This is a genomic window from Streptomyces sp. NBC_00005, assembly GCF_045160215.1.
GTDB lineage: Bacteria > Actinomycetota > Actinomycetes > Streptomycetales > Streptomycetaceae > Streptomyces.
In genome coordinates this window covers 8053610-8068471 of record NZ_CP108316.1, presented here as the reverse complement: position 1 = coordinate 8068471, position 14862 = coordinate 8053610, and the positions used below count along the sequence as shown (strand labels likewise).

Sequence of the window (14862 nt, the reverse complement as noted above, 5' to 3'; positions counted from 1 at the left end):
ACGATGACAACTAGCCCCGGGAACGGCGCTGGTCAGAAGGCAGGCGATAGGGGAGCGGTGCACGTGGGAGACCTCGCTCATCACTTCCAGAAGAACTAGCCGATACGTGATCCAACACCGAGTCCCTGCTGGAGTATTGACCTACCGGGCAGAGGTGAGCAGCATACGCTTTGTGATCAAGCATAATCCCGCAATGACACAGGGCCATCATGGCAGTTGAACCACGGCACGATGTGCGTCGGCTGCGTGTGCGTCTGCGCGGCTACATCCTTGCCGTGCTAATCCTCGCTGGGTGGGCGGTCATAGGTCACTGGTGGGTGCCTGAACCGTGGTCAGCGAGCATAGAGACCGTGCTCTTCATACTTGCGGCATCCGTGCTCTACGGCGAGATCCGCGCCTGGCGACTCCGTCGTAGCCACCGTATGTCCGATTAATCAGAAGGTGCCCGTGCCCGACACCATCCCTGGCCGACGCCCCTGACCGCAGTCTGACGGCAACGGCAACGGACATCAGCGTACGCAGCGGTATGTCACGGGGCGTCGACGTCTGTCGTTGTCGGGCCGGATCATGATCCTGGCCGTACGATCAACTCGCCTGAAAAAGCAGAGGCTCGGGGGGTTGCGTCGTAGACGACGGCGGCAGGACCGATGATGTGGAGCCGGTTGCCGTACAGCAGCGAAGTACAGCAACCGCCGCGACCGCAGCCGACCAACGCCAACCGCCAGCGATCGTCTGATCAGCCGGGCAGACCTCAGCCACCGTCCCGCCCATAGTTCGCATCGAGTGGCAGACCGGGCTGCGGACGACTTGACTCGGCCATTGAGACTTCGCCGACCTCAGCCTGGAGGACGCTGGAGTATCAATCGAGCCAAAAGGACGAATTGAACCGCCGGGATCGGTGGAGGCGTGGTTCTGGGCACGGAGTCATTGGAATGGCTCCCTGCGGCACTGGGCGAGCAGAAGAGATGCGGTCAGGAATCGATCCGAGACGGCCATTCCCTCCCTTCGCCGTGGGGCCAAATCAGCTCAATCAGCGTTCACACCACCCAGGCGCGACCACTGGATGACCTGCGGCCTACCACCACCAGCTCACTAATCACTCGACCACAAGCAGAGATCCGTTGACACCGTCAACACGCATACCTCATCCTTTTCAACGGGTGAAGGTACTACGCTCCCTACGGGATGTACCCACCTTGTATACGACGGGTGAAGCGGGGGAGGGCCAGTGGGCCTGGAGACGGTCGACCGACGCTTCCGGATCGCGGGGATCCTGGGGCGCGGAAACATGGGCGAGGTGCACCGGGCTGAAGACCTTCAGGCCGCCCCGGAATCCCCGCACAGGCAGGTCGCCGTCAAGACCGTGTTGCGCAGCCGGACCGGAATCGCGGTTGACGCCTCGGGATCAGGCAAGGAGATCGACCGCTTCCGCCGCGAAGTGCGGATCATGCGCATGCTCTCCCAGGGCCACCCGAACCTCACCCTGCTGATCGACGGCGGCGTGGACCAGGCGCCGGGCGGCAGCGGCCTGCCCTACCTGGCCATGGAACTGCTGGACGGCCATCCGCTCGCGGACCTCATCGATGAGGAGCCCCAGCTCCCGGTCTCCTGGACCGCCGCCATCGGGGCGCAGATCGCCGCCGGTCTCACCGCCGCGCACACCGCCGGGGTCGTCCACCGCGATCTGAAGCCGGCCAACGCGATGCTGACCCGCGACGGCACCGTCAAAGTCCTCGACTTCGGCATGGGCTCGGTCGTCGACGATCCCGACCAGACACGCCTGACCAGTACGGGGGTCAGCGTCGGTACGGCCCGCTACATGGCGCCCGAGCAGTTCCGCGCCGAACAGGTCTCCGCGTCCGCCGACCTCTACGCGCTCGGCTGCATCCTGTACGAGCTGCTGATCGGACGGCCGCCGTTCTCCGCGAGAACCCCCTACGAGCTCTCCGAACAGCACCAGCACGAGCGGCCGCCCCGGCTCACCTTGGTGCGCCCGGATCTGCCCCCCGAGCTGGTCCGGCTGGTGGACCGCCTGCTGGAGAAGGACGCCGAACTGCGGCCCGACAACGCCGCTCTGGTCCGTGAGGCGCTGATCCCGCTCGCGTTCGCGCCGGACGACACGGCCGCCCTGCTGGCTCCGCACTGGCAGGCGATGGACCCGGTGGCACGGCTGCGCGCCCTGCTCCCCGAGCCCGCCCCGGCCGTGCCCGCACTCGTGCCGCGCAGGGAACCGCGCCTGCCCGAGGCGATGGACGTCTTCGGTATCCACGCCGATCTGATCAGCGAGTACGAGGACTTCACCAAGAGTGCGACAGTGATCCGGGACGCCCGGATCGACGGCTTCGTCGCGGACGACCTTGCCGCCAAGTCGCAGTGGCCCGACCCGTGGCTGTCGCTGAACCCGTTCTTCGCCGACGGTGGCCAGGTCACCGACCTCGTGCGGGACGGGGTGCTCCACCCCAAGTGCGCGGAGATCTTCCAGGCCGGCAAGAAGGAGACCTCGCCGCGCCCGGACGGTCGGCCGCTGAACTTCCACCTCCACCAGCGGCAGGCGATCGAGGCCGCGCAGGCGGGCGACTCCTATGTGCTCACCACCGGCACCGGTTCCGGCAAGTCGCTGGCGTACATCGTCCCGATCGTGGACCGCGTACTGAAGGAGCGTCAGGCGGCGGGAACGGCCGCGGGGGGCCGGGTACGCGCGATCGTCGTCTACCCGATGAACGCGCTGGCCAACTCGCAGCTCGGGGAGCTGGAGAAGTTTCTGCGCCACGGTTTCGGGAATGGCCGGGAGCCGGTCACCTTCGCCCGCTACACCGGCCAGGAGTCCGACGAGGATCGTCGGAAGCTGCGCAAGGACCCTCCGGACATCCTGCTGACCAACTACGTGATGCTGGAGCTGATGCTGACCCGGCCGGACGACCGGACCAGCCTGATCCGCATGGCCGAGGGGCTGCAGTTCCTCGTCTTCGACGAGCTGCACACCTACCGGGGCCGGCAGGGTGCGGACGTGGCGTTCCTGATCCGCCGGGTGCGTGAGGCCTGCCGCGCCTCCGCGAGCCTGCAGTGCATCGGCACCTCGGCGACCATGTCCACCGAGGGCTCGTGGGAGGACCAGCAGCGCGAGGTGGCCAAGGTCGCCGGCCGGCTGTTCGGTACCACGGTGCTGCCGAAACGGGTCATCGGCGAGACCCTGGTCCGAGCGACGGACGAGGCGCCCGCGACCGTACCCGCCGAGCGGCTGCGGGTCCCGGCGGCGCCCCGCTCGTACGACGCGCTGACGAAGGACCCGCTGGCCCGCTGGGTGGAGTCCCGGTTCGGTCTGGAGCGCGAGGAAGATACGGGACCGCTGCGGCGCTGCGCCCCGGGCACGGTCGAGAAGGCGGCGGAGGAACTGGCCGCCGAGTCCGGGGTCGCCGAGGAGAGCGTGCGCGACGCAATCAGGACCACCCTGGAGGCGGGCGCACAGGCCAAGAACCCGAGGACGGATCGGCCGCTGTTCGCGTTCCGGCTGCACCAGTTCCTCTCCAAGGGCGACACCGTCTACACGACGCTGGAGGATCCGCTCACCCGGCCGCTCACCCGCACCTACCAGCTGGAGCAACCGGACAGCGACGGCAAGCCGCTGTTCCCACTGGCGTTCTGCCGTGAGTGCGGCCAGGAGTACCTGACCGTCTGGCGTACCGAGGACGGCGGCGCGTTCCGGTACGAGCCGCGTCGGAACACCTCCGCGTCCGGGGGCCGCCAGGGTGAGGGCTATCTGTACCTGGGCATGACCGGGGAGGACTACGAGTGGCCGGCCGATCCGCAGAAGGCCGTGGACGACCGGCGGTTGCCGGAGTCGTGGCTGGAGCCGGACGCCCAGGGCGTGACGGTCGTCAAGAAGTCCTACAGGCCCCGGGTGCCCAAGCGGGTCGTCGTGGACGCTCACGGAAACGAGTCGGGCGAGGGGCTGGTCGCGGCGTTCGTGCCGGCGCCGTTCCTGTTCTGCGTGCACTGCCAGGTCTCCTATGAGCAGACCCGCGGCCGGGACTTCGCCAAGCTGGCCACCCTGGACCAGGAGGGGCGTTCCTCGGCGACCTCGCTGATCTCCGCGTCGATCGTGAAGTCCCTGCGCGCGGTGCCGGAGGAGAGCCTGGGCAAGGAGGCGCGCAAACTTCTCACCTTCGTCGACAACCGACAGGACGCCTCGCTGCAGGCCGGCCACTTCAACGACTTCGCCCAGGTGACCCAGTTGCGCGGCGCCCTCTACCAGGCCGCGGTGCGAGCCGGTGAGGAAGGGCTGCATCACGACGAACTCGCCGAGGCCGTCACCGAGGTGATGGGCCTCGCGCCCCGCGAGTACGCGGCCGGCGCGGACCTGGCTCCGTCCATGGAGCGCCGGGCCACGAAGGCCTTCCGGGACGTCGTCGGATACCGCCTCTACCGCGACCTGGAGCGCGGCTGGCGCATCACCATGCCGAACCTGGAGCAGACGGGGCTGCTGCGGATCGACTACGAGGATCTGGACTGGATCGCCGCCAACCCCGAGTGCTGGCAGTCCGCACACGCCGTGCTGCGCGACGCCGACCCGGCGCTGCGCGAGGAGATCGGCCGTACGCTGCTCGACTTCATGCGGCGTGCCCTCGCCATCGACGTGCAGTACTTCCGCGACGACTTCGACACCCTTCAGCGGGCGAGCGAGGAGCGCCTCACCGGGCCGTGGGTGCTGGGCGAGAGCGACCGGCCGACCGTCGGAACCGCCTATCCCTACGGTTCACGGCCCGGTATGGAGCGCTCCGCGCAGTTCCTGTCGGCCCGTGGCAAGTTCGGCAAGTACCTGCGGCGGAACATGCCCGAACTGCGCGACCTCCCTCTGGACGACGTCCAGACCGTCATCGAGGACCTGTTGAAGGTGCTGCGCGACAAGCAGCTGGTGCGCGAGGTGGAGAGCGCCCCCGAGCACTCCGGCCCGGCCTACCGCCGCCGTGCGGCTCAGAAGCGCACCGGTTACCGGGTGTCCGCCGCCGCACTGATCTGGCGGGCCGGAAACGGTGAACGGGGCGCGGTCGACCCGCTGGCGCGTACCTACAGCAGCGGCGAGGGCCCGCGCGTCAACCCGTTCTTCCGCGACCTGTACCGGACCGCGGCCGCCGAGCTGGCCGGAATGTACGCGCGGGAGCACACCGCGCAGGTCACTCCGGAGGACCGGCTGGAGCGCGAGCGGCAGTTCCGGGACGCCGAACTGCCCCTGCTGTACTGCTCGCCGACGATGGAGCTGGGCGTGGACATCTCCTCGCTCAACGCCGTGCTGATGCGCAATGTGCCGCCGACCCCGGCGAACTACGCGCAGCGCTCGGGCCGGGCGGGCCGCTCCGGTCAGCCCGCGCTGGTGACCACGTACTGCGCGACGGGCAACAGCCACGACCAGTACTACTTCCGCCGCTCCCAGGCCATGGTGTCGGGGCAGGTGGCCCCGCCGCGCCTGGACCTGGCCAACGAGGATCTGGTCCGCTCCCACCTCCAGGGCATCTGGCTGGCGGAGGCCGACATGAAGCTCGGCGCCGCGATACCGGAGGTCATCGACGTCGCCTACGACCCCGAAGGCGACGACCGCCCCGATCCGCTGATGCCACTGCCACTCCGTTCCGAATTCCTCAACCGGTCCCTGGACGAGGACGCCCGCAGACGCGCGGCCGACACCGCCCGTACCGTTCTCGCCCCACTGATCGCGGACTTCAAAGCGACAACGTGGTGGTACGACGAGTGGATCGAGGACCGGATCGAGCGCGCACCGGCGGAGTTCGACGCCGCCTTCGACCGGTGGCGCGACCTGTTCCGGGCGGCCGTCATCGACCAGTACGAGCAGAACAGGCGCGTCGTCGACCACACCCTCTCGCAGGGCGAGCAGAGCCGGGCGCGCAGCCGCCGCCGGGAGGCCGAGACGCAGACGAACCTGCTGCTGAACCGCTCCGTCGACAGCAAGTCCGTCATGAGCGACTTCAATCCGTACCGGTATCTGGCGTCCGAGGGGTTCCTGCCCGGCTACAGCTTCCCGCGGCTGCCGCTGGCCGCGTACATCCCGCGTTCCGGCAACCGCCGCAACGCCGACGGCGACTATCTCCAGCGTCCCCGGTTCCTCGCGATCCGCGAGTTCGGCCCCGGCGCGCTCATCTACCACGAGGGTGCCCGCTACCAGGTCACCCGGGTGCAGCTGCCGCCGGACGCCTCGGGCGAGCTGGCGACAGCGGAGGCCCGGCGGTGCGACGGCTGCGGCTATCACTACGTCGTCAGGCCCGGCGCCGACCAGTGCGACATGTGCGGGGAGCAACTGCGCGGCAAGCGCACCGGTCTGCTCCATCTGCACACCGTGTACACCACGCCGCGCGAGCGGATCTCCTCCGACGAGGAGGAGCGCCGCCGGGCCGGGTTCCGACTGGAGACCTCGTACGCCTTCCAGGACCACGGCGCCCGCAAGGGCCGCCTCACCTCGCATGTCGGCGACGCCGACGGGGCGCCCGTCCTCGACCTGGACTACGGCGACTCGGCGACGGTCCGGATCACCAATCTCGGCCGCGTCCGCGACAAGGAGAACGAGCCGGACGGCTACTGGCTGGACCTCGGCGACGGCCGCTGGCTCAACGACCGGGCAGCCGCGGACGCCATCGAGGGCACCGGCATGCCGGTGGTCGACGAGGACGGCAACGAGAAGCGCCGCAAGAAGCGGGTCCTGCCGTTCGTGGAGGACCGCCGCAACATCCTTGTCGTCACCCTGGAAGAGCCACTGCCCGAGCCGGTGGCCCTGTCGTGCCTGTACGCGCTGGAGCGGGGCATCGAGGCGGCGTTCGAGCTGGAGGACTCAGAGCTGACCGCGGAGCTGCTGCCGCCGGACGACGGCCCGCGCCGCCGCATGCTGTTCACAGAGGCCGCCGAGGGCGGCGCCGGTGTGCTGCGCCGCATCCAGCACGACACGGACGCCCTCGCCAAGGCCGCGAAGACCGCCCTGGAGATCTGCCACTTCGACCCGGAGACCGGCGAGGACGAAGGCGGACCGGCGGACGGAGAGAAGTGCGCCCGCGGCTGCTACGCCTGCCTGCTGACCTACGCCAACCAGACGCACCACCGTCAGCTGAGCCGACACACCGCCCGCCCTCTTCTGGTGCGGCTGGCCGAGGCCCGTACCGAGCGGGAGGACCGCGGCGAGTCCCGCAGCGAACAGTTCCGCAGGCTGGCCCCGGCAGCCTCCGGAACCCAGGGCGCCTCAGCGACCCCGGCGGCCTCCGGATCCCAGAGCACCTCACCCACCCCGACGTCCTCCGGGTCCGGGAGCACCTCGCCGACCCCGGTGGAGGCCGACCTGGCGGCCCTCGTCGCGGACGGTGACCTGCTCGGCTGGTTGAGGGCGAAGGGCTACCGGCTCCCCGACGACGTCCGCGTCCGGGTCCCGGAGGCGGACGCGTGCCCCGACCTCGTCTTCCACCTGGACGGCGCCGACCTCGCCGTGTTCGTCGACGTCCCCGGCCACACGCCCGACACCGGCCGTGACCTGGAGGCCGGGTACCGCCTGGAGGAGGCCGGCTGGGACGTTCTACGGTTCCCCACGGACGCGGACTGGGACGCCATCGCCGACCACAACGCCACCTATTTCCACCTCCGTTGACCACTCCCGCCGCTTCCCACGACCGCTAGGAACCGAGACATCTCATGAGCCTCACGTACACAGCCGGCTCGCTGGTCGCCGCCCGTGGCCGGGAATGGGTGGTGCTGCCCGAGAGCGCCGCCGACATGCTGGTGCTGCGCCCGCTGGGCGGGAGCGAGGACGACATCGCGGCCGTGTTCCCCTCGTTCGAGGAGGTGCGGCCCGCCGAGTTCGCGGCGCCGAGCGCGGCCGACCTGGGAGACCAGCGGGCCGCCGGTCTGCTGCGTACGGCGCTGCGCATCGGGTTCCGGTCGGGCGCGGGCCCGTTCCGCTCTCTGGCGTCGATCGCCGTGGAACCCCGCGCCTATCAACTGGTGCCGCTGCTGATGGCGTTGCGGCAGCGCACCGTACGGCTGTTGATCTCGGACGACGTCGGTATCGGCAAGACGGTCGAGGCGGGTCTGATCGCCAAGGAGCTGCTCGCGCAGGGCGAGGCGACCCGGCTGGCCGTGCTCTGTTCCCCGGCCCTGGCCGAGCAGTGGCAGGGCGAGCTGCGGGAGAAGTTCGGCATCGACGCCGAACTGGTCCTGGCCTCCACGGTGTCGCGTCTGGAGCGCGGCCTGGAGCTGGGCCAGTCCCTGTTCGACAAGCACCAGTTCACGATCATCTCGACGGACTTCATCAAGTCGACCCGTCACCGCGAGGACTTCGTACGGCACTGTCCCGACCTGGTGATCGTCGACGAGGCCCACTCCTGCGTGGCCGCCGACGACGCCACGCAGGGCGGCACGTCGTCCTCCTCGAACTCTCACCAGCTCCGCTACGAGCTGCTGCGGAGGGTCTCCGCCGACGCGAACCGTCATCTGCTGCTGCTGACCGCGACCCCGCACTCCGGCAAGGAGTCCGCGTTCCGCAACCTGCTCGGCCTGGTGCGGCCCGACCTGGCGACGGTGAACCTGGAAGCCCCGGCAGGGCGGGCGAAGCTCGCCGAGTACTTCGTGGCCCGCAAGCGCGCCGACGTCCGCACCTACCTCACCAAGGAGGACGGCCTCGCCGACGACTCCCTGGCCGAGCGGACCGCCTTCCCGTCCGACCGCTGGACGAAGGACGAGCCGTACAAGCTGACCCCCGTCTACCGGGCGCTGCTCGACGACGCCATCGCCTACGCCAGGGACCGTGTCGAGGCGGCCGGGGGGCAGGGCAAGCGGGAGGCCCGGGTCGCCTGGTGGTCGGTGATCGCGTTGCTGCGCTCGATGGTGTCCTCGCCGGCGGCCGCCGCGCAGACCCTGAAGACCCGCTCCGAGTCCGCCGCCGCCCGCACCGCGCAGGAGGCGGACGCGCTGGGCGCCAAGGTGGCCGCCGACTCCGCGGACAACGACCGGCTGGAGGGCGTGGACGTCGCGCCGGGCGCCGCCGAGTCGGAGGAGGCGGGCGCCCGGCTGCTCGAACTCTCCCAGCGGGCCGCGCAGTTGGTCGGCCCGGCCGAGGACGCGAAGCTGAAAGCACTCACCCGGCACTTGAAGAGCCTTCTCGCCGAGGGCTACCACCCGATCGTCTTCTGCCGTTACATCCCCACCGCCGAGTACCTCGCCGAGCAGCTCGAAGGCAAGCTCGGCAAGAAGACGAAGATCGCCGCCGTGACCGGCACCCTCTCCCCGCAGCAGCGTCTGGAGCGCATCGAGGAACTCGGCGCCGAGTCCGCCGAGGAGGCCGGCGACCCGGCCGTCCGCCGCGTGCTGATCGCCACCGACTGCCTCTCCGAGGGCGTCAACCTCCAGCACCACTTCGACGCCGTAGTCCACTACGACCTCGCGTGGAACCCGACCCGCCACGACCAGCGCGAGGGCCGCGTCGACCGGTACGGCCAGAAGCGCGACCAAGTCCGGGTCATCACCATGTTCGGCGAGGACAACGGCATCGACGGCAAGGTCCTGGAGGTGCTGTTCGCCAAGCACCGGCAGATCAAGAAAGACCTGGGCATCTCCGTCTCCGTCCCCGACGAGACCGCCTCCGGCGTCACCGACGCCGTCGTGGAGTGGCTGCTGCTGCACGGTCGTCAGGGCAGCCAGGAAAGCCTGTTCGACATGGACGGCCACCAGGAGTCCTTCGACCGCGTCGAACGAGAGTGGACCTCGGCCGCCGAGCGGGAGAAGACCTCCCAGTCCAAGTACGCCCAGCGCACCATCCATCCGGAGGAGGTGGCCCGCGAGGTCGCCGCCGTACGAGCCGCGCTCGGCGGCGCCGACGAGGTCCGCGATTTCGCCCTGGAGGCGCTCCGCGACCTGGACGCGCTGGTCCGCGACCCGCGCGACGACAGCGGCGACTTCACCGCCCAGGTCGGCGGCACCCCGGCGGGCCTGCGCGACGCGCTCGCCGCCACCCTCGGCGGCCGGCTCGTCGAGGAGGACCGCGAGATCCCGTTCCGCACCACCCCGGCGATCGCCCGCGGCGAGGCCGCCCTGGTCCGCACCGACCCAGCGATCGGAGCCGTCGCCTCGTACGTCCTGGACTCCGCGTTGGACGCGAACACCCAGGGCCCCCGCCCGGCCCGCCGTTGCGGTGTGGTCACCACGGACGCGGTCTCGATCCGCACCACGCTCCTCCTGGTCCGCTACCGCTTCCACCTCACACTCCCGTCCCGCACCGGCGAGCGACAGCTGGTCGCCGAGGACGCCCGCCTGCTCGCCTACGAGGGCCTGCCCTCCCGTGCCCGCTGGCTGGACGACGAAGCGGCCGCCGCACTCCTCGCGGCCCACGCGAGTGCCAACACCCACGAGCAGCGGGCCCGCAACCAGATCACCCGCGACCTGGACGGCCTGCCGGACCTCGCCGCGCACCTCACCGAGTACGGCACGCGGCTGGCCGCCGACCTCGACGCCTCGCACCGCCGGGTCCGCAAGGCCAACGAGGAGATCGTCCGCGGCCTGAAGGTCGTCCCGCAGGAGCCCGCCGACGTCCTCGGCGTGTACGTGTACCTGCCGCAGCCCGCCTCTACCGTGTCCGGAGCCGAAGCCTGATGTCCGCCGCCACCCGCACCGCCCTGGCCTTCACCGCCGTCACCACGGTCGGCGGACTGCTCCCCGCCGACATGCTGCTGCGCATCCCCGAGGCGCGGAACCTGCCGGGCACCAAGTCCGCCGACTACGGCCTGCCCTCCTCGGTCCCCGTACGCGAAGAGGCCGAGCGCGCCTGGGAGTACCTCAAGCCCCTCTGGCGCGACCTGCGCACCGCCCTGCCCGCCGACCCCGAGACCGGCGCCCCCGCCGCCGACCCGACCGGCCGCGCCGGCACCGACTGGCTCTCCCAGCTCTTCCGCAAGCTGGACTTCGGCGCGCTGACGGAGGTCGGCGCGACGGGCATCCCGGCCGACTCCGACCCGGAGAAGCGCTTCCCGGTCTCCCACCGCCACGGCCCGGCCCTCGTCCACCTCATCCCCTGGAACCAGGACCTGGACAAGCGCCCGGCGGCGGGCCAGGTCCCGGCCCAGTCCATGCTCCAGGACTGCCTCAACCGCACCGAGGCCCACTTGTGGGCGGTCCTCACCAACGGCCGTCGCCTGCGCCTGCTGCGCGACTCGTCGTCCTTCGCGACGGCCGCCTACGTCGACTTCGACTTGGAAGCCATCTTCGACGGCGAGCTGTTCAGCGAGTTCGTGCTGCTGTACTGCGTGCTGCACGCGTCGCGGTTCGAGGTGGCGGAGGGGGCGGCGGCTTCGGGGTGCTGGCTGGAGAAGTGGCGGACGGAAGCCGTTACTTCGGGGGCGCGGGCGCTGGATCAGCTGCGGCTGGGGGTACAGAACGCGCTGACCGTGCTCGGGACCGGGTTCCTGCGGCATCCGGACAATGCCCGGCTGCGCGAGGACATCGACCCGAAGGCACTTCGGGATGCTTTGCTGCGGCTGGTCTATCGGCTGCTGTTCGTCTTCGTCGCGGAGGACCGGGAGGCGCTGCTCGACCCGAAGGCGGGTGAGCGGGAGCGGGAGGCGTACGAGCGGTATTTCTCTTCGGCCCGGTTGCGTGTGCGGGCCCGCCGACGTCAGGGGACGGCTCACGGTGACCAGTACGAGGCGTTGCGGATCGTCCTCGCCGCCCTGGGTACGGAGGGCGGCCGCCCGGAGCTGGGGCTGCCCGGCCTCGGTGGCCTGTTCTCCCACACAGAGACCGACGCGCCGCTCGACGGCCTGAAGCTGTCCAACGAGTCGCTGCTGGCGGCCGTCCGCCACCTCGCCCAGGTACGCGACCCGGGCGCACGTCGCTGGCGCTCCGTCGACTACCGCCACCTAGACGCTGAGGAGTTGGGCTCGGTCTACGAGTCCCTGCTGGAGCTGGAGCCGAAGCACTCCGCGACGGACCGCTCCTTCGAGTTGGTGGAGGTGGCAGGTAACAGCCGTAAGACGACGGGCAGTTACTACACCCCGGCCTCGCTCATCGAGTGCCTGCTGGACACGACTCTCGACCCGGTGATCGATGACGCGGTCAAGCGTGGCGAGCAGCGCGCCACGGCGGCCGGTCGCCCCGACCCAGCTGACGACATCGTCGACGAGCTGCTGTCCCTGACGGTCTGTGACCCGGCTTGTGGTTCCGGACACTTCCTCGTCGCCTCGGCTAGGCGCATCGCCAAGCGCGTCGCATCGGTGCGTGAGCGCAATCCGGAACCGACCGTTGACGCCGTGCGCCACGCTCTGCACGAGGTCATCGCCCGTTGCATCTACGGCGTCGACCTCAACCCGATGGCCGTGGAGCTGGCGAAGGTCTCGTTGTGGCTGGAGGCCCTGGAGCCGGGCAAGCCGCTCGGCTTCCTCGACGCCCACGTCAAGCAGGGCAACGGGCTTATCGGCGCGACGCCGAAGCTGCTGGCGGAGGGCGTCCCGGACGACGCGTTCAAGCCGATCGAGGGCGACGATAGGAAGTACGCGGCCGGTCTGGTCAAGCGGAACAAGACCCAGCGCGGCGGCCAGGACGAGCTGTCCTTCGATACGGAGACCCTGCCCAGCAACGACCAGTACGCCGCCGAGCTCGCCCGGATCACCGCCGCCCCGGCCGACTCCCTGGAGCAGGTACGGGCCCAGGAATCCGCGTACAGGGCCTACGTCGAGTCCACGTCCTATGTCCAGGACTTGCACGCCGCCGATGCGTGGTGCGCCGCGTTCGTGTGGCCAAAGCACGAGGGCGCCGCAGAGGCCCCGACCGACCAGGTGTTCCGCGCCCTGCGCAGCCGCAACCAGTCCGCTGTCTCGGACGCCACGTATACGGAGATCCTGCGGCTACGGGACCAATACCACTTCTTCCACTGGCACCTGGAGTTCCCGGAAGTGTTCGCGGTCCCGGAGTCGGGCGTCGGCGTGCAGCCGGGAACGGGGTGGGTCGGGGGGTTCGACGCGGTGGTGGGGAATCCGCCGTGGGAAAACCTTGAGCTCAAGGAACAGGAGTTCTTCGCCTCACCCGCCCCTGACATCGCAGAGGCGTCAGGCGCCCAACGCAAAAGGCTAATCGCTCGCCTGCGGTCCGAGAATGCCGGCCTCTACATGGCCTACGAGAAGGCCAAGCGAGCCATCGACGGAACGCGACACTTCGCCAGCGTATCTGAGCTCTATCCGCTGTGCGGACGTGGACGCATCAAGACCGACACCATCTTCACAGAGCAAGACCGCCGCTTGAGCGCTCCGACAGGGCGGACCGGCGTCATTGTCCCATCAGGCATCGCCACGGACGCGACGACGCAGGACTTTTTCAAGGAATTGGTGAGCAAGGGACAACTGGCGGCCCTTTTCAGCTTTGACAACGAAGAGAAACTCTTCCCCCAGGTCACCAATCGCGTTTCCTTCTGCCTCCTCACGCTGCGCAGCCAGGGCGATCTTCACAATCCGGCCCAGATCGTCTTCAAGATCCGCCAGCCCGAGCAAATTCCCGAGCGCAGTTACCAGTTGACGGCAGCGGAGCTTCTCCTCATGAACCCCAACACTGGTACATGCCCGGTGTTCAGTAGCCGCCGGGACGCCGAGATCACCCTGGGAATCTATCGCCGCGTCCCTGTCTTGGTCGACGCCAACCGGGCAGACGGCAACCCGTGGGGCGTCACCTTCATGCAGGGCTTGTTCAACATGACGAGCGATTCTCACCTCTTCCGCCCGTCTGCGCAAAAGGGCGAGACCTTCGACGACCTCATCAGGGATGGCTGGCGCCTCGACGGCAACGTCCTGGTCCGAGGTGGCGAGCGCCTGCTTCCGCTATACGAGGCAAAGATGCTCCATCACTACGACCACCGCTTCTCAACGTATGAGAAAGCCACGGCACAGCACCTCAATAAAGGAACACTCCCTCGCTTCACCCTGGCACAACACCAAGACCCCTCGGCCATCGCGATGCCGCACTACTGGGCGCCGGAGCAGAATGCACCGACGGGAGAATTCGACAAGAAAACAGGAGCTGAGCTCAAGGCAGCCGGTGTTGCCACGCTACTTGCCAAGAAGGGTTGGGATCGGGGCTGGCTGCTTGGCTGGCGCGACATCTGCCGCGCAAGCGATGAACGCACCCTAATCAGTTTTGCCTTCCCCCGTTCAGCGCCCCCTGGCAGTACCCTCCTCGTATTTCCCGAAGCTGACCCGAAATCTGGGCTACTGGCATGCCTATCCTCATTGGTAACGGACTTCGCCGCGCGTCAGAAAGTCGGCGGTAGCCATATCAAGTTCTTTACGATGCAACAGCTTCCCATCGCGTCACCTCAACAGCTTGCTCCTCATACGGCCTTCATCACAACTCGCGTGCTCGAACTCGTCTACACCGCTGCCGACATGGCCGCGTTCGCCCGCGACCTAGGTGACACCGGCGCCCCGTTCTGCTGGGATGAGGACCGCCGCTCAGTAATCCACGCCGAGCTGGACGCCCTCTTCTTCCACCTCTACGGGATCGACCGCGACGACACCGCCTACATCCTGGACACCTTCAACGTCACCCGCGACAACGACGTGAAGGCCCACGGCGAGTACCGCACCAAGAACCTGATCCTCGCCGAATACGACCGCATGGCCACCGCGGGCCTGACCCTGGAGACCCCCCTCACCGAGGGCGAGTCCGGCACCTACCGCTCCACTCTCACCCCGCCCCCGGGCCACGGCCCCCGCCACGACTGAACCCTCCGCAACGCCCGCCCGAGGAGCTGACGCCCCGTGGTACGTCGAAGCCAGACCAGCAACCCCCGCACCACCGTCGTCCTGACGTCAGGAACCGACTGGGGTCAACGCGCTGCCG

Annotated in this window: 3 protein-coding genes; all 3 read left to right on the top strand. The window is 69.2% G+C overall.

Annotation, left to right across the window (positions count from 1 at the left end; translation table 11 throughout):
• The first annotated feature begins 1228 nt into the window (after positions 1-1228).
• From OG303_RS36820 to OG303_RS36810, 3 genes are read left to right on the top strand one after another with little or no spacing between them, the layout of a single operon-like run.
• Positions 1229-7636 (top strand): protein kinase domain-containing protein, encoded by a 6408-nt coding sequence (locus OG303_RS36820; RefSeq protein WP_405873953.1) that lies wholly within the window; start codon positions 1229-1231, stop codon positions 7634-7636.
• 44 nt (positions 7637-7680) lie between these two features.
• Entirely contained in the window at positions 7681-10632 is a 2952-nt protein-coding gene (locus OG303_RS36815) for a DEAD/DEAH box helicase (RefSeq protein ID WP_405873952.1), read from the top strand.
• Complete coding sequence (locus OG303_RS36810) at positions 10632-14744, top strand: Eco57I restriction-modification methylase domain-containing protein (protein WP_405873950.1); 4113 nt, start codon at positions 10632-10634, stop codon at positions 14742-14744. Before OG303_RS36815 ends, OG303_RS36810 begins: the two co-directional genes overlap by 1 nt.
• Positions 14745-14862 lie beyond the last annotated feature (118 nt).

What these genes read in the sequence shown, in the direction of transcription:
- OG303_RS36815 (WP_405873952.1), top strand. Translation starts at nt 7,681, where the DNA reads ATGAGCCTCACGTACACAGCCGGCTCGCTGGTCGCCGCCCGTGGCCGG.
- OG303_RS36810 (WP_405873950.1), top strand. Translation starts at nt 10,632, where the DNA reads ATGTCCGCCGCCACCCGCACCGCCCTGGCCTTCACCGCCGTCACCACG.